Origin of the sequence: Lachnoanaerobaculum gingivalis, assembly GCF_003862475.1 — a bacterium.
Lineage (GTDB): Bacteria > Bacillota > Clostridia > Lachnospirales > Lachnospiraceae > Lachnoanaerobaculum > Lachnoanaerobaculum gingivalis.
In genome coordinates this window covers 192042-215312 of the sequence record NZ_RRCO01000003.1, presented here as the reverse complement: position 1 = coordinate 215312, position 23271 = coordinate 192042, and the positions used below count along the sequence as shown (strand labels likewise).

Annotated in this window: 18 protein-coding genes, 2 tRNA genes and 3 rRNA genes; 22 read left to right on the top strand and 1 reads right to left on the bottom strand. The window is 39.7% G+C overall.

The annotated features are described in order from the left end of the window. Positions 1–2: 2 nt before the first annotated feature. Genes EHV10_RS07860 through EHV10_RS07800 form a run of 13 tightly spaced genes read left to right on the top strand, consistent with a single transcriptional unit; the run spans position 3 to position 12190 of the window. On the top strand, positions 3–512 hold the full coding sequence (locus EHV10_RS07860) for a GtrA domain-containing protein (protein WP_128674164.1): 510 nt from the start codon (positions 3–5) through the stop codon (positions 510–512). A 14-nt stretch (positions 513–526) separates the two neighbouring features. Continuing rightward, on the top strand, positions 527–3427 hold the full coding sequence (locus EHV10_RS07855) for a glycoside hydrolase family 3 N-terminal domain-containing protein (protein ID WP_128674163.1): 2901 nt from the start codon (positions 527–529) through the stop codon (positions 3425–3427). Continuing rightward, the gene (locus EHV10_RS07850; protein WP_128674162.1) at positions 3420–4796 is read left to right on the top strand and encodes an aminotransferase class I/II-fold pyridoxal phosphate-dependent enzyme; all 1377 of its coding nucleotides are present in this window, start codon (positions 3420–3422) and stop codon (positions 4794–4796) included. Before EHV10_RS07855 ends, EHV10_RS07850 begins: the two co-directional genes overlap by 8 nt. Before the next feature lie 5 nt (positions 4797–4801). Next, entirely contained in the window at positions 4802–5395 is a 594-nt protein-coding gene (locus EHV10_RS07845) for a nucleoside/nucleotide kinase family protein (protein WP_128674161.1), read from the top strand. Continuing rightward, complete coding sequence (gene holB, locus EHV10_RS07840) at positions 5388–6359, top strand: DNA polymerase III subunit delta' (RefSeq protein WP_128674160.1); 972 nt, start codon at positions 5388–5390, stop codon at positions 6357–6359. Before EHV10_RS07845 ends, holB begins: the two co-directional genes overlap by 8 nt. A 9-nt stretch (positions 6360–6368) precedes the next feature. Next, positions 6369–7178 carry a PSP1 domain-containing protein gene (locus EHV10_RS07835; protein WP_128674159.1) on the top strand — a complete coding sequence of 270 codons (810 nt, stop codon included), beginning with the start codon at positions 6369–6371 and terminating at the stop codon, positions 7176–7178. Between the two features lie 4 nt (positions 7179–7182). Continuing rightward, the gene (locus EHV10_RS07830) at positions 7183–7929 is read left to right on the top strand and encodes a tRNA1(Val) (adenine(37)-N6)-methyltransferase (RefSeq protein ID WP_128674158.1); all 747 of its coding nucleotides are present in this window, start codon (positions 7183–7185) and stop codon (positions 7927–7929) included. Further along, on the top strand, positions 7919–8761 hold the full coding sequence (gene rsmI / locus EHV10_RS07825; protein WP_128674157.1) for a 16S rRNA (cytidine(1402)-2'-O)-methyltransferase: 843 nt from the start codon (positions 7919–7921) through the stop codon (positions 8759–8761). The genes EHV10_RS07830 and rsmI overlap by 11 nt, the downstream gene beginning before the upstream one ends. A 13-nt stretch (positions 8762–8774) precedes the next feature. Next, positions 8775–9224 carry a ribose 5-phosphate isomerase B gene (gene rpiB, locus EHV10_RS07820; RefSeq protein ID WP_009662137.1) on the top strand — a complete coding sequence of 150 codons (450 nt, stop codon included), beginning with the start codon at positions 8775–8777 and terminating at the stop codon, positions 9222–9224. Positions 9225–9228: 4 nt separating this feature from the next. Next, a complete protein-coding gene (locus EHV10_RS07815) occupies positions 9229–9591 on the top strand; it encodes a hypothetical protein (RefSeq protein WP_128674156.1) in 363 nt (120 codons plus the stop codon). Between the two features lie 24 nt (positions 9592–9615). Beyond that, positions 9616–10455, top strand: coding sequence for a pyridoxamine kinase (locus tag EHV10_RS07810; RefSeq protein ID WP_128674155.1), 840 nt, complete (start codon positions 9616–9618; stop codon positions 10453–10455). Beyond that, entirely contained in the window at positions 10452–10637 is a 186-nt protein-coding gene (locus EHV10_RS07805) for a DUF951 domain-containing protein (RefSeq protein ID WP_128674154.1), read from the top strand. The genes EHV10_RS07810 and EHV10_RS07805 overlap by 4 nt, the downstream gene beginning before the upstream one ends. Further along, positions 10637–12190 (top strand): ABC-F family ATP-binding cassette domain-containing protein, encoded by a 1554-nt coding sequence (locus EHV10_RS07800; RefSeq protein WP_128674153.1) that lies wholly within the window; start codon positions 10637–10639, stop codon positions 12188–12190. The genes EHV10_RS07805 and EHV10_RS07800 overlap by 1 nt, the downstream gene beginning before the upstream one ends. 298 nt (positions 12191–12488) lie before the next feature. Here the strand turns inward: EHV10_RS07800 and EHV10_RS07795 are convergent, their stop codons facing one another. Next, positions 12489–13772 carry a helix-turn-helix domain-containing protein gene (locus EHV10_RS07795; protein WP_128674152.1) on the bottom strand — a complete coding sequence of 428 codons (1284 nt, stop codon included), beginning with the start codon at positions 13770–13772 and terminating at the stop codon, positions 12489–12491. A 652-nt stretch (positions 13773–14424) separates the two neighbouring features. On the opposite strand from EHV10_RS07795, the gene EHV10_RS07790 reads away from it, so the two are divergent. From EHV10_RS07790 to EHV10_RS07750, 9 genes are all read left to right on the top strand, one after another. Next, positions 14425–15956: ribosomal RNA gene (locus EHV10_RS07790) — 16S ribosomal RNA — on the top strand. Between the two features lie 66 nt (positions 15957–16022). After that, positions 16023–16140, top strand: a 5S ribosomal RNA gene (rrf, locus tag EHV10_RS07785). Positions 16141–16246: 106 nt separating this feature from the next. Continuing rightward, positions 16247–16320 (top strand) — tRNA-Ile (locus tag EHV10_RS07780). A 364-nt stretch (positions 16321–16684) separates the two neighbouring features. Further along, positions 16685–19572 (top strand): 23S ribosomal RNA (locus EHV10_RS07775). The 16S, 23S and 5S rRNA genes sit together here with 2 tRNA genes alongside, the layout of an rRNA operon. 59 nt (positions 19573–19631) lie before the next feature. Continuing rightward, positions 19632–19704 (top strand) — tRNA-Gly (locus EHV10_RS07770). A 201-nt stretch (positions 19705–19905) separates the two neighbouring features. Next, entirely contained in the window at positions 19906–20322 is a 417-nt protein-coding gene (locus EHV10_RS07765) for a Fur family transcriptional regulator (protein WP_128674151.1), read from the top strand. 70 nt (positions 20323–20392) lie between these two features. After that, positions 20393–20929, top strand: a complete 537-nt coding sequence (gene rbr, locus EHV10_RS07760) for a rubrerythrin (protein ID WP_009219421.1) — start codon at positions 20393–20395, stop codon at positions 20927–20929. Between the two features lie 213 nt (positions 20930–21142). Further along, positions 21143–21841: a S1 RNA-binding domain-containing protein gene (locus EHV10_RS07755; RefSeq protein ID WP_009662151.1), complete on the top strand. Its 699-nt coding sequence runs from the start codon at positions 21143–21145 to the stop codon at positions 21839–21841. A 12-nt stretch (positions 21842–21853) separates the two neighbouring features. After that, positions 21854–23248 carry an aminopeptidase gene (locus EHV10_RS07750; RefSeq protein WP_128674150.1) on the top strand — a complete coding sequence of 465 codons (1395 nt, stop codon included), beginning with the start codon at positions 21854–21856 and terminating at the stop codon, positions 23246–23248. Positions 23249–23271: the final 23 nt, after the last annotated feature.

Sequence of the window (23271 nt, the reverse complement as noted above, 5' to 3'; positions counted from 1 at the left end):
TTATGAATGTAGTAAAAGAATGGATAGAAGCGCATCCGAATCTGTGGGAGTTTATTAAATTTAATATTCTCTCAAATGTGGCGACAATTGTAAATTTTATAGTTATGTGGATCGGCACGGCTACATTTACAGGGTTTGGATGGCATCAGATACCGTTTAAATTTTTGATTTTTAATTATGCGGAAAATATTGAAAAAAACCTTGGGACGGCAGGCTTTTTAAGTTTCCTTGTGGCTACCGCACTTGCTCAGACTGTAAATTTCTTTGTTCAAAAGCAGTTTGTATTTAAATCAAATGCGGTATTTAAGGATGCTATACCGAAGTATATTATGCTTGCCTTTGTATTGATCATTATTTCTGCTGCACTGCCTGCATATTCACAGAAATTTTTCAGGGATATAGGAATCAGTGCAAGTATTGTACCTACGCTGGCTAATGCAGTAAATATTATTGTTCAGGTGGTTATCAGCTATCCGACAATGAAATACATTGTAATGCCGGAGAAAAAATAAATAGGAGGAGTATTATGTTAGCTGTTAATATGGCGGATGTAATAAGTGTTATCAAATCTATAGCGCCACACCTTGTGGCTATAGTGACACTTTTTGTGGCGGCCCTTGTGGTCATGTTTATCACAAGAAAGGAGAAGTCGGCACGTAAGAACCTTACAATAACGGCTTCATGGCTTGTTTTTGGACTTGGAACACTTTTAAGTATCAATCTTATGATAAACGGACCTTTAAAGACTATGATAACACTTGCAACAGGAAGGGGAGTTATAACTGAACAGTCTTTAAACGAAGCAAAGTCATTAGGTGAGGAAATTTCAAGTGAGGGTATTGTACTTTTAAAGAATGACTCGACACTTCCGCTTCAAAAGGGTTCAAAAATTAATCTCTTCGGTTGGTCGTCAACCAATCCTTTATACGGCGGTACAGGTTCAGGAGGACTTAACGATTCATTCCCTACGGTATCACTTATTGAAGGATTACAGAATGCCGGATTTGAGGTAAATGAGGAACTTGTAAAGTTTTATACAGATTTCAGGCAGACAAGACCTACAGTAGGAATGTGGGGACAGGATTGGACTATACCTGAGCCTTCAATTGAACAATATAATGAGGCAAATATTTTTGATAATGCAAGAAATTATTCCGATAAAGCTGTAGTTGTTATTGCAAGATCGGGAGGTGAAGGGGCTGATTTACCGAGAAGCCTTGATCCCGGTGTTGAAGATACATTTGTGGACGGAGGTACTTTCGGGTCAAAGGGTATCAGATACAGTGATCAAAAGGACGACTTGGATGTAGATAAGAGCTATTTGGAACTTTCAAACAGAGAAACAGCGATGCTTGATGCGGTAAATAAGAAATTTAAAAACATTGTTGTAATCATAAATGCTTCAAATCCTATGGAACTTGGTTTTGTAAATGAATATGAGAATATAACAAGTGTGATTTGGTGCCCGGGAGCGGGACAGACAGGATTTAATGCTCTTGGTAAGATTCTTGACGGAGAGGTAAATCCTTCAGGTAAGACAAGCGATATTTTTGTATATGACTTAAAAACAACACCAAGCTATAATAACTTCGGAGATTTCCGTTATACAAATATGGATGAGTTTGCCGTAGAGGACAGAGGAGTATCACATAACCCAAGTTTTATAAACTATGCTGAAGGTATTTATGTAGGATACAGATTCTATGAGACCGCAGCTAAAGAGGGTGCTATAAATTACGCCGGATATGTACAGTATCCGTTCGGTTACGGACTTTCTTATACCAACTTCACAAAGGAAATGGGAGAGATAGTTGCAAATAACGGTAAGATAAGTATCGACGTATTGGTGACAAATACAGGAAATGTTGCAGGAAAAGATGTTGTACAGTTATACTTTAATCCTCCTTATACAAACGGAGGTATCGAAAAGGCAAGTACAAACCTTGTAGGCTTTGCCAAAACAAAGCTTTTACAACCGGGTGAAAGTGAGACTGTAAAGATTACTTTTGCGGTTGAAGATATGGCATCATTTGATGAAAAAATCAAAAAGGCTTATGTACTTGAAAAGGGAGTATATGAGATCAGCTTACAGGAAGATTCTCATAATATACTTGATACAAGGACATTTCCTCTTGAAGATGATATAGTTTATGGTGATACAAATAAAAGAAGCAGTGATGATGCTGTTGCTACAAGCAAACTTGATGATATGAGAGGCGATTTTACAGTACTTTCAAGAAAGGATAAATTTGCAAATCTTGAGGAAGCAACAAAGGCGCCTACAAATTTTGTGCTTCCGGCAGATAAAAAGGCTGAATTTTTAAATAACAGTAATTATGACGGCAAAAAATTTGATATTGAATCCGATAAGATGCCTAAGACAAATGCAAATAATAAAATAAAACTTGCAGACCTCAGAGAACTTGACTATGATGATGAAGCCTGGGAGAGTCTTCTTGACAATCTGAGTTTTGATGATATGTCAAAACTTGTAGCTCTGGGAGGATATCAGACAACAACAATAGGAAAAATAGGTAAAGTACAGACAGTCGACTGTGACGGACCTTCTTCAATAAACAATAACTTTACAAAGAAGGGTTCAATAGGACTTCCCGCAACAATAATGCTTGCTAATACCTTCAATACAGACCTTGCACATTCATTTGGAGACAGCATCGGAAAGATGGCAAATGAGATGGAGGTTTCAGGATGGTATGCACCGGCTATGAATACACATAGAAGTGCATTTGCAGGAAGAAACTTTGAGTATTTCTCGGAAGATCCTTTACTTGCAGGAAAGCTTGCATCAGAAGCTGTAAAGGGTGCTGAAGATCATGGAGTATATGCATATATTAAACATTTTGCTCTAAACGATCAGGAGACCAACAGAAACTATCAGCTTATGACTTGGGCGGATGAGCAGACCGTAAGAGAGATATATCTTCGTCCTTTTGAAATATGTGTAAAAGAAGGAAAAGCAAAAGCGGTGATGAGCTCGTTCAATCACTACGGAATAACACCTGCAGCCGCATCAAATGAAGTTCTCAATAAAATTCTAAGAGATGAGTGGGGCTTTAGAGGTATGGTACTTACCGATTATTTCGGTGCCGGTGGATATGGTTATATGAATGCCGACAGATATATAAGAAACGGTAATGATTTCTGCCTTACAGCAATTGATACAGGTTATAATTATGTAAAGGATAAGAGCGCTACAGCAGTGATTGCGCTTAGAAAAGCATCACATAATATACTGTATACAACTGTCAACAGTAGAGCATATGCACCTGAAAACCTTAACTTAGGTATGATGGGATGGCAGATTGCAGCTATAGTGATAGATATTATATGTATAGCAGCAGCTGTACTTTTAGCTTTGAAGGCTTGGAAAAATTACGCTACAAGAAAAGATACAGATAATGAATAAAAATTTTTTAGCATATAAATTAAAAGAATATGTCAGCTCCGGTATATTGCCTATGCATATGCCGGGGCATAAAAGAAAAGTGCCGAAAGAAATAGAAGAGATGATGACAGATATCTATGAGATGGACCTGACTGAGGTAGAGGGCACTGATAATTTACATGATGCTACAGGCATTATAAAAGACTCTATGGAGTTTACAAAAAATATATATAAAACTAATAAAACATACTACTTAATAAATGGTTCAAGCTGTGGTATACTTGCAAGTATAAGAGCCTGTGCATTTACAGGTGATTATAAAAATAAAAAATCATATATAATAGTAGCGGATAATGCACATTTCAGTGTATATAACGCCGTTGAATTGTTAGATTTGATACCAATATATGTAAGTATAGGGTATAATAATTTAGGCATTGCAAAAGAATGTGATGCAAAGAGTGTGAAAGCGCTTTTAGAAATAAATAAGGAAAAAAATATAGTGGCAGCACTGTTTACTTCACCTACATACGAGGGAGTCGTATCCGATATACAATTGATTGCAAAAACTTTGCATGAGTATGATATCCCGGTTATAGTGGATGAAGCACATGGTGCCCACCTTACTTATATAGAAAAAACAACAAAAAAATATGTCGATTTGACAAATACATATGATATGGAGTTTCCTTCATCGGCAGTAAGTTTGGGAGCGGATATTGTGGTACAAAGTCTGCATAAAACTTTGCCTTCACTTACTCAAACGGCACTTTGTCATTTAAAATCAAAGTTGATTGATGAAAAATGCTTGGAAGAGTCACTCCATATATTTGAAACCAGCTCGCCTTCATATGTCTTTATGGCAGGTATTGATGCCTGTATACGATATATGAGTAAAAGTTATGCATATGTATCTCACTATTTAAAGAGTCTGAAAAGCTTCAGAGAAAAAGTTTCAAGTTGTAAAAGTATTCATTTATGGGAGGAAAATACAGGACTTGGATATGACTTTACAAAACTTGTAATTTACTCCGATAATATTGACGGGATTACATTGGCAAATATACTCAGGGAATCCTACAATATTGAAACTGAAATGAGCAGACCGAGATTTGTACTTGCGTACAGTACGGTTTGTGACAGTGAAGATGATTTTGACAGGCTGTATAAGGCCTTAAGTGATATTGATAAAAATTTCGTTTATATAGAACATGAGTCTACATCAAATCTTGATGAAAAGTATCTAAATAAGATTGCGAAAAAAAACATATATATATATCCGCCCGGTGTACCGGTTATAAAGAAGGGGGATATAATAGATCGAGCCGGTTTTGAGTTGCTGCAAGAATATATTAAAAAAGGGAAAAGGGTCTATGGACTGGACCCATAAGTAAAATGGGAAAAATTTATTATGTAATGGGCAAGAGTGCTTCCGGAAAAGATACTATCTTTAAAAGATTGTATAAGGAGTGCCCGAGAACAAAGAGACTTATAACATATACCACAAGACCTATAAGGGATGGGGAAGAAAATGGGGTTGATTACCATTTTGTAGATGAATCCGTTATAGAGGAATATAGAAAACAGGGTAAACTTATAGAGATGAGGACCTATAATACAGTTAAAGGTCCGTGGATATATGCAACTATTGATGACGGATCATTGCATCTTGAAAGTAAAAATTATCTTATAATAGGAACTCTGGACTCTTATAAAAAAATAAAAGAGTACTATGGTGCGGAAAATGTTGTACCTATATTTATAGAACTCAGTGACGGTATCAGATTGCAGAGGGCTATAAACAGAGAGATGGTGCAATCGGAGCCGCAGTATGCCGAACTTTGCAGAAGATTTTTAGCGGATGAGGAGGATTTCTCACCTATGAGACTTGAAGCTTCGGGAATTACAAAAAAATATGTCAATGAAGATTTAAATAAGTGCATACTGGAAATAAAAAAAGATATGGGAATAAAGATACAGGATGAGTGATTTTATTCTAGGAAATGAAAAGATAAGGCATCATCTAATGGAGTCAATAATAAAACAGTCGATATCACATGCATATATACTTGCAGGGGACAAGGGAATAGGAAAGTCTAAAATTGCAAGAGAGTTTGCTATGGAACTTATATGTGAGAAGCATACAGGATGCGGAGAGTGTCCTGCATGCAGGCAGTTTTTGGCGGATGCATATCCCGATTTTTTTTATATGGATGCCGAAGGCAAAGAAACTATCGGAATTGACAGGATTCGAGAAAATATAGTTAATGATGTTTCAATCAGACCATATCATGGAAAAGTAAAGATATATATAATAGATGAGGCGGATAAGATGACTGTGGGGGCGCAGAATGCACTGTTAAAGACTATAGAAGAGCCGCCCGAGTATGTAGTTATCTTACTTTTGGTAAGAAATATGAGTTTACTTCTTGAAACAATAAGGAGTAGATGCATAAAGCTTTTGTTGAGTGCGGTAAGTAATGACAGAATAAAGAGATGGCTTGTTGAAAAAGGTGCAAGTGAAGATCTGGCTACGGTGGTAGCCTCGTATTCAAACGGTGCACCGGGGATTGCAAAAGCAATGGCTGAATCTGAGGATTTTGCCGGTATGTATAATCAAAATGTAGAGTTTTTGAAAAAGATTTCAGAAGCATCTATAAATGATATACTTTTATTTATAGGGGAGTTGAAAAAAAGAACCGGAGGATTTAAGGATTTTATAAATTTTCTAAGACTCTGGTATAGAGATATATGTATCTTAAAGCTTACAAAGAAGATAGATAACCTTGTATTTATAAGGGAGGAAAGCATTATACTAAGGCTTTCCAGAGAATATACACTTAAAAAGATTAACAGTATAATAGATTTAATAGATGAAACGGAGACTAGGCTAAACTCCAATGTAAGCGGAGATACGGTGATGGAATTGCTTTTTATTGGCCTTAGAAAATAGGAGAAAAAAATGAGAGTAATAGGCGTTAGGTTTAGAGATGTAGGTAACATCTGCTACTATGATCCTGATGATATTGATATAGATGTTAATGATAGAGTAATAGTGGAGACTGATAGAGGCATTGAATGCGGCAGAGTCATATTGGGTGCCAGGGAACTCAGCGAGACTTATGATAATCCCCTAAAAAAGATAATAAGAAAGGCAAGTCCTGAGGATATTTGTATCTGTGAGGAAAACTTCAAGAAGGAAAAAGAGGCCTTTGATATTTGCAAGTCAAAGATCATTGAACTTGATTTGCCTATGAAACTGATTTCTGCAGAGTATACATTTGATAATGCAAAGGTTTTATTTTATTTTACCGCAGAATGCAGAGTTGACTTTAGAGAACTGGTAAAAATACTTGCATCTATTTTCAGAGTAAGAATAGAGCTCAGACAGGTAGGAGTAAGAGATGAAACCAAGATGGTAGGCGGCATGGGTTCATGTGGAAGAGCGCTTTGCTGTCACAGTTATCTGTCCGACTTTGTACCTGTGTCAATAAAGATGGCAAAGGAACAAAGTCTGTCTTTAAATCCTGCTAAAATCAGCGGTGTATGCGGAAGATTGATGTGTTGTTTGAAAAACGAATCCGATACATATGAGTATTTAAATAAAAAGATGCCAAGAGAAGGTGTTACAGTGTCAACACCTGCAGGAGAGACCGGAGTAATAGTTTCCACCAGTGTACTCAGACAAACTGTAAAGGTGCTTGTGACAAAATCGGAGGATGCGAAGGAAATTGAAGAGTATTCTTTAAAAGAGATAAGGATACAAGCTTAAGATAATGAAAGAAGAATTGATAAGGGAAGAATTGGGAGAGAGGCTGGATGATTTGCAGTGTGAGGCTCTCTTCCTTATACAAAATCCGACGAAGTTTTGCTTCGGTATAGATGCGGTACTTTTGGCAAATTTTGTTAAAGTAAAAAGAGGCGGTCATGCTGTGGACCTTTGTACGGGAAGCGGCATTGTACCGGTGCTTTTGAGTGCGAAAACTCAGGCAAAAAAAATAACAGGTATTGAAATACAGGAAGATATTGCCGAAATGGCAAATAGGAGTGTAAAGTACAATAGCTTGGAAGAAAAAATTGATATAATAAATGATGATATTGCTAATGCGCTAAAATACATAAAGCATAGCAGTGTGGATACCGTCAGTGTGAATCCACCGTATATGAAGGACACTACGGCTATAAAAAATCCGGATTTACCGCTTGCTATTGCAAGGCATGAACTTCTTACAGACCTTGATAAAGTGGTGGAGATTGCAGGTAAGCTGTTAAAAGAAAACGGAAAGTTTTTTATGATACACAGACCAAGCAGACTTTCAGAAATATTTGCGGCATTAAAGAAAAACAGAATAGAACCTAAGAGAATGAGATTTGTACACCCATATATGGAAAGTAAGGCAAATCTTGTTTTAATAGAGGGGGTAAAGGGATCGGGTGTATGGCTGGATGTGGAGCCGCCCTTGGCAGTTTATAAGGATAAAAATATATATACGGATGAGGTGTTGAAAATATATGGCAGGTAAAATATATCTGGTGGCTACACCTATAGGAAATCTTTCCGATATCAGCATGAGGGCGATAGAAACATTGAAAAATGTAGATATTATTGCCTGTGAAGATACAAGAAATACCATAAGGCTTTTGAATCATTTTAAAATAAAAGGACATTTGACCTCATACCATGAATATAATAAAATAGATAAGGCATATGAGCTTTGTGAAAAAGTAAAAGAAGGCAAGAATATTGCCTTTGTTTCAGATGCAGGAATGCCTGCGATATCAGATCCCGGTTATGAATTGGTGGATATCGCATATAAAGAGGGAGTAGAGGTTACCGTTGTTCCCGGAGCCAGTGCGGTAGTATCTGCACTTGCAATAAGCGGTATAAGTTCAAGAAGATTTGCTTTTGAAGGGTTTTTGCCTGCGGATAAGAATGAGAAAAAGGAAATCTTGACTGAACTTTCGCAAGAGAGCAGAACTCTGATTTTATATGAAGCACCGCATAGATTGCTAAAGACCTTAAAGGAACTTTTTGAGTATATGGGGGATAGAAATATTGCCATAGTAAGAGAAATTACAAAGTTGCATGAAGAGGTTTTAAAAGGAAGACTTGCGGAAATAATATCTGATTATGAGTCTGAAAAGGTTGCAATCAGGGGAGAATATGTACTGGTTATAGAGGGAAAGAGCCTTTTGGAAAAAAAGGAAGAGAGACAGAAGTCCTTTGAAGAAATCAGTATCAGAGAGCATTATGAAAAATATATAGCTGAGGGTATGGACAAAAAAGAGGCAATGAAGGCAGTGGCAAAGGATAGAGGAATACAAAAGAGAGAGGTTTATAAGGAACTCTTGTAAATATGGAGGAAATATGAGAATTGGAATAGGAAATGACCATACGGCAGTTGAGCTGAAGGACATTATTACAGAGCATTTGACAGCGGCAGGCTTTGAAGTTGTGGATTTTGGGGCAAAGGCCGGGGAGAGATGTGACTATCCGGTACCCGGAAGAGATGTTGCAGAGGCTATAGTTTCAGGAGAAGTGGATAAGGGAGTACTTATTTGCGGTACAGGCATAGGAATATCATTGGCTGCAAACAAGGTACCGGGAATCAGAGCGGCGGTTTGTTCAGAACCTTATTCCGCAAAGATGGCTGCACTTCACAATAATGCTCAGATTATTGCATTCGGTGCAAGAGTGGTCGGATCTGAAATGGCTAAGATGATAGTTGACAGTTTCTTTGAGACTGAGTTTGAAGGCGGCAGACATCAAAACAGACTTGATATTATCAGTGAAATAGAAGAAAAGTACTCAAGGTAAAAACATGGGAATAGCAGATTGGTTCAGTTTTGAAACAGCAAAGCAGAAAAAGAAGAAGATGGACAGATATTATAAAAAACTCTATCCTTTCGGAGAAGAGCAAAAGAGTTGGGAACAGGACAGGCTTAATGAAACCTTTCCCAATAATAAAAAGACAAAAAGCCATCATTTTGAACTTTTGATTTTGCGTGAAGGTATTGCAAATCTTTCAGATCCTGATGTATATGATGAGGATGAGGAGCGTCCAAGCGTTGAGGAAGTAATAAAAAATTGGAGAGATAAAGAGACGGTTTACAGATTAAAGCCTGAAGAAAAGCAGCAGTTAATTGAAATTGCGCTTGAAGAAATAGAAAAATTCAGTAAATAAAAATATATTTGTTGAGGTGGGTTTATGAATAGAAAAGTGTTAACAGTACAGGATATTTCTTGTTTCGGACAGTGTTCCACTACAGTGGCATTGCCGATACTTTCAGCTTGCGGAGTTGAGACGGCTATAATGCCGTCCGCTATACTTTCCACCCATACAGGCGGTTTTAGCGGATTTACTTTCAGAGATCTGACAGAGGATCTGCCAAAGATTATGGAGCATTGGAAAAAAGAAGGTATAAACTTTGATGCAATATATACGGGTTATCTCGGAAGTAAGAGGCAGATTGAGATTGTAATTGATTTGTTCAGCAATCTTTTAAAAGAAGACGGAATGAGAATAGTTGATCCCGCTATGGCGGACAACGGAAAACTGTATACAGGCTTTGATGAAGATTTTGTAAAAGAAATGAGAAATCTTGTAGGTGCAAGTGATATTGTACTTCCGAATATGACGGAAGCCGCTTTACTTACAGACAGTGAGATAGTACTTGATAATCAAAGCGGTGAATATATTATGAGCATTATACATAAGCTTAGGGATCTCGGCGCAAAGAATATAATATTAAAAGGTATCAGAAATATTGAAGGCAAGCTTGGAATAGCCGTATTTGAAGGTGATACTGAAAATATTGAAATTTTCTACATTGACAGAATAGAAAAAGATGCACATGGTACAGGCGATTGCTATGCTGCGGCGTTTACAGGCGGATTGATGCATGGAAAGAGCTTTAGAGAGGCTGCAAAGGTTGCCGCCGAATTTGTTTCGGAAGCTATAACAAAGACAATTGACGATGATGATCATTGGTATGGAGTAAAATTTGAAAAAGCCTTGCCGGTGTTAGTGAGAGAGTTGAATAAATGATAAAAATAGATGTAGGAGATATACTTACATTAAAAAAGCCGCATCCATGCGGTTCTCATGAGTGGGAAGTGCTTAGGATCGGACAAGATTTGAGACTAAAATGTGTAGGCTGCGGACATCAGATGATGATTGCAAGAAAGAGTATAGAAAAAAATATTAAAGCAAAAGGAAAAGACGTATAATGAGTATTTTGAATGTGGAAAATTTGAGCCACGGTTTTGGTGATAGAGCTATTTTTGACAATGTTTCCTTCAGAATGCTAAAAGGTGAGCATATAGGACTTGTTGGTGCCAACGGAGAGGGTAAGTCTACATTCATGAGTGTAGTTACAGGAAAATTGATGCCTGATGAGGGCAAGATAGAATGGGCGAAAAATGTTCAGATAGGATACTTGGATCAGCATTCTGTATTGGAAGAGGGAATCAGTATAAGAGATGCATTAAAGGGAGCCTATGATCATCTTTTTGATATGGAAAAAAGAATGAATGAAATCTGTGACTTGCTTACTACAGCTGATGAAAGCGTGATGGACGAGCTTATGGAAGAACTCGGTACTATTCAGGAACTTTTGATGGCACATGATTTCTATACTATTGACGCCAAAATCGAAGATGTGGCAAATGCACTGGGGATTACAGATATCGGACTTGAAAGAGATGTAACGGAGCTTAGCGGAGGACAAAGAACAAAAATCCTTTTGGCAAAGCTTCTTTTACAAAAACCGGATATTTTGCTTTTAGATGAGCCTACAAACTATCTGGATGTCGAGCATATTGAGTGGCTGAAAAGATATTTGCAGGATTATGAGAACGCATTTGTACTAATTTCTCATGATATACCTTTTTTAAATTCTGTTGTAAATATCATATATCATATGGAGAATCAGGAACTAAACAGATATGTAGGAGATTATAATAAATTCCTTGAGGTTTATGAGGTTAAGAAAAAACAGCTGGAAGCGGCATATAATCGTCAGCAGAAGGAAAGAGAAGAACTTGCGGATTTTGTTGCCAGAAATAAGGCGAGAGTTGCTACAAGAAACATGGCAATGAGCAGACAAAAGAAGCTTGATAAGATGGATATCATAGAACTTGTGGCGGAAAAGCCGAAGCCTGAGTTTAATTTTAAAGAGGCCAGAACACCGGGTAAGACTATTTTTGAAACTACGGATCTTGTAATAGGTTATGACTCACCACTTTCAAAACCTATAAATGTAAGAATGGAAAGAGGAGAAAAGATAGCAATGTTCGGTGCAAATGGTATAGGAAAGTCAACTCTTTTAAAGAGTATACTTTGTCTTACACCGGCACTGTCAGGAAAAACTGTTCTGGGAGACTATCTTGAGATAGGGTATTTTGAGCAGGAAAGCGACAATAAATCAAAAAACACCTGTATTGAGGAGCTGTGGAGCGAATTTCCGGGATACAGTCAGTATGAGGTAAGATCCGCACTGGCAAAATGCGGTCTGACTACAAAACATATAGAGAGTCTTTTCAGAGTACTCTCGGGTGGAGAGCAGGCAAAGGTAAGATTGTGTAAGATTATTAACAGGCCTACAAATATACTTTTTTTGGATGAGCCTACAAACCATTTGGATGTGGATGCAAAGGATGAATTGAAAAGAGCATTGAAGGCATATAAGGGAAGTATACTACTGATTTGCCACGAGCCTGATTTTTACGAAGACTTTATAACAAGAACAATTGACTGTAGAGAGTGGTCACTGAGAGTATAAGATTTTATTTTGGCGATTAAGAAAAAAAGCTGAAGTGTAAATGTTAGTTCAACTTAAAAAGTAAAATTATGTAAGTTGCATTTAGTGTTACAGAATCAAAGAAATATAACATTTATACTACTAAAAAGGTGCAATAACTGTTACAATATAAATATTATAGGGAGCTATTTGGGCGTATAGGTGTAATTTTTTGCATCACAAATAAGTGGATTTTAATCGAATTTTTTTGAGTGTAGGACTAACTTCCACTTGTAAAATACCTGTTTGAGACGCTCTTGACAGCTACCTATAATAAGAGTTATCTATTTTTTAGAAGATAGGGTTTTAAAACAATCCTATCTTTTTCTATTTCCTTGATACCATATGCTATAAGTTTTTCATAGAGGTCATGATACATAAAGGAAGCAACCTCTAAAGGACTCTTGCCACCAAATTTTTCAACAGGTGCAGAATTTATATGACTTATAACAAGGTTAAGGGAGTTTTGATTGATTAAGCCAATAGACGTCAAGTCTGTTTGTTTTGGAAGTATGTAACGTAGTTGTATGTGATTGTTTTCAAGAGAACCTTTCTGACCTGATTGCATCGGGTCACAGTAGAATACCCTGGTGCGTGTGGAGCCATCTATATCTGTTTCCATATCCTTTGCCGCATAAAATTCAGAACCTCTATCAGTTAGCAAGACATTTACATATTTTCTAAATACATCATTGCCGAGAATGTCTTCTAAAGTATCGACTCCATTCTTCATAGCAGTGGAAGTCTTTTCAGTTTGGTAGATTGCAAATAGGATGCCTGATGGAATAAACTTAAAAGTTTGGATAAATGGACCTGTGGTTTCGTTGTTATAGACTGTATCCATCTGCGTTATAAGAGCATTAGGATTTTCGTCAATATATTGCTTATAGTCATTGTAGTTACGTCCAATCAGATGTTTGTTGTCAGCCCTTTTCTTAAAACCATTAGACTTCTTTCTTGGAATTTTACGAGAGACTTGCCTTCTAAGGTCAAGAACGCTTATACCGGCTATTTCATGAAATATATCGCCTTCTATGTAGTTGTATAAAGTCTTTTCAGAAATACCAAGTTCAGAGTGAGAAGCAAGTATTTGATATGGAGATAAACCTTGTTTAAGGAGTGGTGCTATCACATCAGCAATGTCCTTAGCTTGTTTAACTGTAAGATTTACTCCTTGTCTGGAGTCTACCAGTGTATAATGATAATCATTCCATGCATCTTCCGGAGAATATTTATATTTGTTAAAACGACAATGACGCCAGTTTGTGCAGCCGTTACAGGCACCGGGAGAGCGGTCACGTCTTTTGCAGTGGAATGGAGAGTAAAGTATACAATCAGTTTTGCATTCACGTCCAAAAGGGCACTTCTTGTAGTTACTAAATTCAAGCGGCATGCTGCACCTGTATGTCAGCTTACGATGTGACTTGATTTCTTTACAAACAGTTGATTTATCTTTACCAATAGTTTCAGCAATAGCAGTCTTAGTGGAGCCGTTAGTAATACCCGTTAGAATAATTCGTCTATCTTCAAGGGTTAAATGTGAAAATGAGTTTAAAGATGTAATAGTGTTACCTACCTTTCCGGTAGCTGTCTTATCTGAATTGTACTACTAAACGCAACTATTGTAAAAGTTGAAATATGTGTAAGACTAAACGCAACTTTAGCATAGGGGTTGTGGAAATAAACTTTTCACCCTAGGATTAAGAAAAAAATAAAAAACAGAGGTTGACAGGACAGTGTATAAGGTGTAGAATAATACCACTGTCCTAAAAAGACGGAGAATTAAAATCAAATTTTTCTAAAAATAATAGAAAAATACTATTGACATTATTTGAAAAAAATGATATTATATCAAAGTTGCTCAAAAAGAGCGAAGAAAGTTCAGAAAAACTTTTCAAAATAACTTAAAAAGTTGTTGACAAAGTGAAATGGACTTGATATAATAGCTAGGCTGTTTCAAACAGCGAAGCGAATGAACCTTGATAATTTAAGATTAAACAGTACACACAACCCTGAAAATAACTTGATTATTTTAATAATAATTGATGAGATTTCAGATGCATTTTTCACTTGATGAAAACGAGCGAAAGCTTGTTTCATATCTTAGTGAAAAAGTAGTTCTTCGTACGAGTAAAACGAGTGCGATAGAACAACCTTAAAAAAACAGTAGATCTGTGAAAACAGATGCAAGCTAGCGAGAAGGCTAGATTAAACTTTTATATGAGAGTTTGATCCTGGCTCAGGATGAACGCTGGCGGCGTGCTTAACACATGCAAGTCGAACGAAGCTGCCTGGAGGAAGTTTTCGGATGGAATTTAGGTAGACTTAGTGGCGGACGGGTGAGTAACGCGTGGATAACCTGCCTTATACAGGGGGATAACGGAGAGAAATTTCCGCTAAGACCGCATAAGACCACAGCACCGCATGGTGCAGGGGTAAAATATTTATAGGTATAAGATGGATCCGCGTCCGATTAGCTAGTTGGTGAGGTAAAGGCCCACCAAGGCGACGATCGGTAGCCGGCCTGAGAGGGTGAACGGCCACATTGGGACTGAGACACGGCCCAAACTCCTACGGGAGGCAGCAGTGGGGAATATTGGACAATGGGGGAAACCCTGATCCAGCGACGCCGCGTGAGTGAAGAAGTATTTCGGTATGTAAAGCTCTATCAGCAGGGAAGAAAATGACGGTACCTGACTAAGAAGCCCCGGCTAACTACGTGCCAGCAGCCGCGGTAATACGTAGGGGGCAAGCGTTATCCGGATTTACTGGGTGTAAAGGGAGCGCAGACGGCGATGCAAGTCTGAAGTGAAAGGCGTGGGCTCAACCCATGAACTGCTTTGGAAACTGTATAGCTTGAGTGTCGGAGGGGTAAGCGGAATTCCTAGTGTAGCGGTGAAATGCGTAGATATTAGGAGGAACACCGGAGGCGAAGGCGGCTTACTGGACGACAACTGACGTTGAGGCTCGAAGGCGTGGGGAGCAAACAGGATTAGATACCCTGGTAGTCCACGCAGTAAACGATGAATACTTGGTGTCGGTGAGGTAAACTCATCGGTGCCGCAAGCTAACGCATTAAGTATTCCACCTGGGGAGTACGTTCGCAAGAATGAAACTCAAAGGAATTGACGGGGACCCGCACAAGCGGTGGAGCATGTGGTTTAATTCGAAGCAACGCGAAGAACCTTACCAAATCTTGACATACTCTTGAATAGTTTTGTAATGAAGCTAGACCTTCGGGACAAGGGATACAGGTGGTGCATGGTTGTCGTCAGCTCGTGTCGTGAGATGTTGGGTTAAGTCCCGCAACGAGCGCAACCCTTGTCGTCAGTAGCCAGCAGTAAGATGGGCACTCTGACGAGACAGCCGGAGATAATCCGGAGGAAGGTGGGGATGACGTCAAATCATCATGCCCCTTATGATTTGGGCTACACACGTGCTACAATGGCGTAAACAAAGTGAAGCAAAGCCGCGAGGCCAAGCAAATCACAAAAATAACGTCTCAGTTCGGATTGTAGTCTGCAACTCGACTATATGAAGCTGGAATCGCTAGTAATCGCAGATCAGAATGCTGCGGTGAATACGTTCCCGGGTCTTGTACACACCGCCCGTCACACCATGGGAGTCATCAATGCCCGAAGTCAGTGACCTAACCGTAAGGAAGGAGCTGCCGAAGGCAGGGAGGATAACTGGGGTGAAGTCGTAACAAGGTAGCCGTATCGGAAGGTGCGGCTGGATCACCTCCTTTCTAAGGATAAAAGTAGGGGTTGTGAGTACTGTTTAGTACTAAATTAGATTGGTACTGTTAAAACTTAGCGGTGTCGATGCGCCCGGGGGACACACCCGTTCTCATTCCGAACACGATGGTTAAGACCCGGTCGGCCGATGGTACTATACTGGAGACGGTATGGGAGAGTAGGTGGATGCCGCTGCATTTTTCACTTGATGAAAGCGAGCGAAGCGAAGCTTGAATCTTAGTGAAAAAGTACACCCCATCGAGCGAAGTGAGATGATGGTGTTACCAAAACTTAATAATAAGGGCTTATAGCTCAGCCGGTTAGAGCGCACGCCTGATAAGCGTGAGGTCGGTGGTTCGAGTCCACTTAAGCCCATACATTTTTCACTTGATGAAAGCAAGCGAAGCGAAGCTTGAATCTTAGTGAAAAAGCACACCTTGCGCAGCGAAGCGGAGCAATGGTGTTACCACAAGTGGGGACTACATCAGATATTCCTTTGGAAAGGATGAAAGATGTTGAAGTTCGAATCTTTAAGTCTCATTTGCAGAGATATTCTCTGCATGATGTACCTTGAAAACTGCATACCAAACGAGAAATTATATAAATATTTTATAATTAGACATCCGAGGTACTAATTACAAATGTAGTTAGTATTTTAAATAACAAAAATAAATTTTTAAACATAGTGTATGATACACGCTAGTGTCATACATAAACACTAAATCTAAAAGATTTAAGAGGTTAAACATAAAGAGCGTAGGGTGGATGCCTAGGCACTGACAGCCGAAGAAAGACGTGACAAGCTGCGAAAAGCTGCGGGGAGAAGCACATATTCAGTGATCCGCAGATGTCTGAATGGGGAAACCCACTTGGAAGAACTCCAAGTATCTGTACGCCAATACATAACGTACAGAGGGGAACCCGGTGAACTGAAACATCTAAGTAGCCGGAGGAAAAGAAAACAAAAGTGATTGCGAAAGTAGCGGCGAGCGAAATCGTAAGAGCCCAAACCGTGGTGCGTGCACTGCGGGGTAGAGGACTGCAACACGAGTAAGATATATTACCTGAACCGTTTTGGAAAAGCGGGCCAAAGAGCGTGAGAGCCGTGTAAGGGAAAATATATTGAATCCAGCAGTATCCGGAGTACCACGAGACACGAGAAACCTTGTGGGAAGCAGGGGGGACCACCCCCCAAGGCTAAATACTAGTCAGTGACCGATAGCGTATAGTACTGTGAAGGAAAGGTGAAAAGAACCCCGGGAGGGGAGTGAAAAAGAACCTGAAACCCTATGTTTACAAACTGTGGAACACCGAAAGGTGAACCGCGTACTTTTTGTAGAACGGTCCGGCGAGTTACATGTACAGGCGAGGTTAAGTATTAAAGATACGGAGCCGAAGGGAAACCAAGTCTTAATAGGGCGATTAAGTCAGTATGTGTAGACCCGAAACCGGGTGATCTATCCATGTCCAGGTTGAAGTTCGCGTAAAAGTGAATGGAGGACCGAACGCACATCCGTTGAAAAGGGTGGCGATGAGGTGTGGATAGGGGAGAAATTCCAATCGAACCCGGAGATAGCTGGTTCTCCTCGAAATAGTTTTAGGACTAGCCTCGTTATTAGTCTACCGGAGGTAGAGCACTGAATTTTTGCGGGGGCGTCAAAGCCTACCAAGAGATATCAAACTCCGAATGCCGGCTAGATGATTGACGGGAGTCAGACTACACGAGATAAGTTGGGTAGTCAAAAGGGAAAGAGCCCAGACCTACGGCTAAGGTCCCAAAGTGTGTGTTAAGTGGAAAAGGATGTGGGATTTCGAAGACAGCTAGGATGTTGGCTTAGAAGCAGCCATACATTAAAAGAGTGCGTAACAGCTCACTAGTCGAGAGGTCCTGCGCCGAAAATGTCCGGGGCTAAACACAACACCGAAGCCTAGGAATGTATATTATACATTGGTAGAGGAGCATTCTTAGATGCGTAGAAGCCATACCGGAAGGAATGGTGGAGTAATAAGAAGAGAGAATGCCGGAATGAGTAGCGAGAAAGAGGTGAGAATCCTCTTGGCCGAATATCTAAGGTTTCCTGAGTAAAGCTGATCTACTCAGGGTAAGTCGGGGCCTAAGGCAAGGTCGAAAGACGTAGTCGATGGATAACAGGTACAGATTCCTGTACTACATATAATCAGAACTGTGGGGACACGGAGACTGAAAACCGAACCCGGGAGGACAAAAACCGGGGCAAGCGAAGTACCTGTATGGGAGGAAAAACCACCATGCAAGGGGAAAACGTGATGCGTACCGAAAATTAGTAGGGAAGTCGGTTAGGGAGCCGTCAAGAAAAGCCGCTATTGTGTTATATGTACCCGTACCGCAAACCGACACAGGTAGATGAGGAGAGAATCCTAAGGCCGGCGGGAGAAGCATTGTTAAGGAACTCGGCAAAATGACCCCGTAACTTCGGGAGAAGGGGTGCCACTAGGAATAGTGGTCGCAGAAAAAAGGCTCAAGCAACTGTTTAGCAAAAACACAGGTCTATGCGAAACCGCAAGGTGAAGTATATGGGCTGACGCCTGCCCGGTGCCGGAAGGTTAAGAGGAGAAGTCAGGAAACGAAGCTTTGAATTGAAGCCCCGGTAAACGGCGGCCGTAACTATAACGGTCCTAAGGTAGCGAAATTCCTTGTCGGGTAAGTTCCGACCCGCACGAAAGGCGTAATGATTTGAGCGCTGTCTCAACAATGCACCCGGTGAAATTGAAGTACCAGTGAAGATGCTGGTTACCCGCGCCAGGACGGAAAGACCCCATGGAGCTTTACTCCAGTTTGGTACTGGGATTCGGTAATACTCGTACAGGATAGGTGGGAGACATAGAAGCATGGACGCCAGTTTATGCAGAGTCGCTGTTGGGATACCACCCCTGTATTGCTGGATTTCTAACCTGCGGCCGTAATCCGGCCGGGGGACAATGCCAGACGGGGAGTTTGACTGGGGCGGTCGCCTCCGAAAGAGTATCGGAGGCGCTCGAAGGTTCCCTCAGAATGGTCGGAAACCATTCAAAGAGTGCAAAGGCAGAAGGGAGCTTGACTGCGACACCGACGGGTGGAGCAGGTACGAAAGTAGGACTTAGTGATCCGGTGGCATAAAGTGGGATTGCCATCGCTCAACGGATAAAAGCTACCCTGGGGATAACAGGCTTATCACTCCCAAGAGTTCACATCGACGGAGTGGTTTGGCACCTCGATGTCGGCTCATCGCATCCTGGGGCTGTAGCAGGTCCCAAGGGTTGGGCTGTTCGCCCATTAAAGCGGTACGCGAGCTGGGTTCAGAACGTCGTGAGACAGTTCGGTCCCTATCCGGCGTGGGCGTAAGATATTTGAGAGGAGCCGTCCTTAGTACGAGAGGACCGGGACGGACTGACCGCTGGTGTACCTGTTGGAGAGTAACTCCATGGCAGGGTAGCTATGTCGGGACGGGATAAACGCTGAAGGCATCTAAGCGTGAAGCCCCCCTCAAGATGGGATATCTCATGTGAAAACAGTAAGACCCCTTGAAGACTACGAGGTAGATAGGGCCAAGATATAAGTACAGTAATGTATTAAGTTGATGGTTACTAATAGGTCGAGGGTTTAACCAAAAGGATAAGGAATTTATTTTTTTAGTTTGGTAGGCAGTTTTGAAGGTACATACCTTTATGCGCGAGTGGCTCAGTTGGTGGAGTACGACCTTGCCAAGGTCGGGGTCGCGGGTTCGAGTCCCGTCTCGCGCTCTGAAAGAAGTCTTATTATAAGGCTTCTTTTTATTTTGTATACATTTGTTACTCAAAGATTTGCTGACCTTTTTAAAAATGGAATACATGAATATGTATAAAAAAGCATACATTATATATAATAGGATATTTTTCTTGACAATATAATATTAGGTGCTATACTTAAACAGTAATGATTCTTATTTTTAGAAAGGGATATACATGAAGGATCTAAAATACAGTAGACAAAGGGAGGCTATCTTAGACAACTTGAAGTCTAGAGTCGATCATCCTACAGCTGATATGCTCTTTCAGTCACTACGAAAAGATGATCCTAAGATTAGCTTAGGTACTGTTTATCGAAATCTCGGCTTGCTCGCCGAGCTTGGTCGCATAAACAAGATTTCCGCTCAAAACGGAATTGAAAGGTATGATTATAATACCAACGAACATTATCATTTTTCATGTAAGGCATGTTCAAAGCTCATTGACTTGCCGGCCGATATTGCAAAAGATTTAAACGATAAGGCGGTGCATAGTGATATTGGAGTGGTAGAAAATCATTCGCTTATTTTTTATGGTTATTGTAAGGAATGTTATCAAAAAATGATTTATATGGATTCAAAAAAGGCTGTTTAGCCTTTGAATCTTTTAAGTCGGCATTTCATATCAATATAGTAATTTTGATATTTATAAGGAGGAAATTTTTATGTCAAAGTACGCAGGAACAAAAACAGAGAAGAACTTAATGGATGCATTTGCAGGTGAGTCACAGGCTAGAAATAAGTATACATATTACGCTTCAGTAGCTAAGAAGGCAGGATATGAGCAGATGGCAGCCCTTTACCTTGAGACAGCAGAGCAGGAGAAGGAGCATGCAAAGATGTGGTTTAAGGAGTTCCACGGAATCGGAACACCTGAGGAGAACCTTGTAGATGCGGCAGCAGGTGAGAACTTTGAGTGGACAGATATGTATGCTCGTATGGCAAGAGAAGCAAGAGAAGAAGGATTTGAGGCTCTTGCAAAGAAGTTTGAGCTTGTAGCAAAGGTTGAGGCAAGCCACGAGAAGAGATATCTTCAGCTTCTTGAGCATTTAAAGAATGACGGAACTTTCAAGGGAGATGCTCCTCTTGGATGGAAGTGCCGTAACTGTGGATATATCCATGAGGGTGCTGATGCTCCTACAGTATGTCCATGTTGTGCTCATCCACAGGCATACTTTGAGAGAATGACTGTAAATTATTAATATTTAGATTTACTAAACATCTTCACAATAGTGTAAAATCTTAAATTAGGTATATACTCCCCGACAGCTCAATCGGGGAGCTTTTTAATATTTGTCGCAGCTATAGTCAAATGCAGTGAAGATGTGATATAATAATATCTATTGTTTTATGAAAGAAAGCAAGCAAGGTAAATTGCTGTTATTAAAACGAAATAAAATATTTTGGAGGTCAACATGGCAGAAGAGACAATGAAGGATTTTGAGAAGGAGCTTGAAGAATCATATAAAACTATGGATACAAAAGAAGATCCGGATGCAGGAAAGTGGGATGTCTTCGAAAAGATGTTAGCTGAGAAGACTGTTGCAAAGGTTAAGATTACAGAGGTTGTTAAGGGTGGATGTATCGCATTCTTAGAGGAAGTAAGAGCATTTATTCCTGCAAGTCAGTTATCTACACAGTATGTAGAGAATCTTGACGAGTTCCTCGGTAAGAGCCTTGAGGTTGTTGTAATTACATCAGAGCCTGCTAAGAAGAAACTTGTTCTCAGCCACAGAGCAATTGAGAAAGAAGAGGCTAAGAAGGAGAGACAGGCTAAACTTGACAGCGTTAAGGTTGGCGATGTTCTTGAGGGTAAGGTTGATTCAATCAAGGATTACGGAGCTTTCATCGATCTTGGAGACGGAATTTCAGGATTGCTTCACGTATCACAGATTTCAAATCAAAGAGTAAAGAACCCTGCTGCAGTACTTAAAGAGGGCGAGACTGTAAAGGTTAAAGTAACAGGTATTAAAGATGGAAAGATTTCACTTTCAAAGAAAGCACTTGAGGAAAATGTAGAACCTAAGGATCCTTCAAAGGGCTTTAAATATGTAGAAAAGGGAGTTGCATCTACATCTTTAGCAGGATTATTAAAGGATATTAAATTAGACTAAAGGAGTGTTCGTATGGCAGAAAGTAAAGCAAAAGCTCTGCAAAAAGAACTTTCATTTGAATATCCTCATATAGCAAAAGAATCTCCTGAGCAAATTTCAAAAGCTCAGGAGTTTGCTGAAGGCTATAAGAAATTTTTAGACAAGTCAAAGACTGAGAGAGAAGTGGTAAAAGAAGCTGTCAGCTTACTTGAGGCAAACGGATATACAGTCTTTGACCCTAAAAAGAGCTATAAAGCCGGGGATAAGGTATATAAAGTAAACAGAAAAAAAGCAATACTTGCATCTACAATAGGTAGTGAGCCTATCACTGAAGGTTTGAGAATTAACGGAGCACATATAGATTCTCCAAGACTTGATCTCAGACCTAATCCACTCTATGAAAAGAGTGAGATATCATATTTCAAGACTCATTACTATGGTGGAATAAGAAAGTATCAGTGGGCAACCATACCGCTTTCAATGCATGGTGTTATATTTAGAAAAGACGGCAGTTTTGTTGAGATAAATCTTGGTGAAAAAGAGGAGGATCCGGTATTTTATATAAGTGATTTGCTTCCTCATCTTTCAAGCAAACAAGATCAAAGAAAACTGTCGGAAGGTATCAAAGGTGAGGAATTAAATATTTTTCTCGGAACGTTGCCGTTTGATGATACCGATGATGTAAAAGAGGCTGTAAAGCTTAAGACACTTGAAATATTAAATAATATGTACGGTGTTACAGAGAGAGACTTTGCCAGGGCGGAGATAGAATTTGTCCCTGCAACAAAGGCAAGAGATATAGGTCTTGATCGCTCACTTGTAGGAGGATACGGTCATGATGACAGGGTTTGTGCTTATCCTGCACTTATAGCGGAGATTGAAGCAAAGAATCCTAAGTATACAACAGTTACGATACTTGCAGACAAAGAGGAGATAGGTTCAACAGGAAATACAGGACTTCATTCTCACTTTGTGTATGACTATATAGAGTATTTGGCACAGAGCTTCGGTGCTGATGTAAAAGAATTATGTGAAAAATCATCATGTCTTTCATCAGATGTAAATGCCGCATTTGATCCTACTTTCCCTGATGTGTTTGAGCCTAACAACTCATCATATCTGAATAGAGGTTGTGTACTTACAAAGTATACAGGTTCCAGAGGAAAGTATTCTTCATCAGATGCAAGTGCAGAGTTTATGAATAAAGTTATATCAATAATGGAAGAAAACAATGTACATTGGCAGATAGGAGAATTGGGCGCCCTTGACATTGGTGGCGGCGGTACTATTGCTCAGTATGTCGCAATGATGAATATAGATGTAGTAGATTTGGGAGTTCCCGTAATCTCTATGCATTCACCATATGAGGTGATATCAAAATTAGATTTATATAATACATATCTTGCATTTAAGGCGTTTTATTTATAATGTCAGGTGCAGGGTGAGAGGTT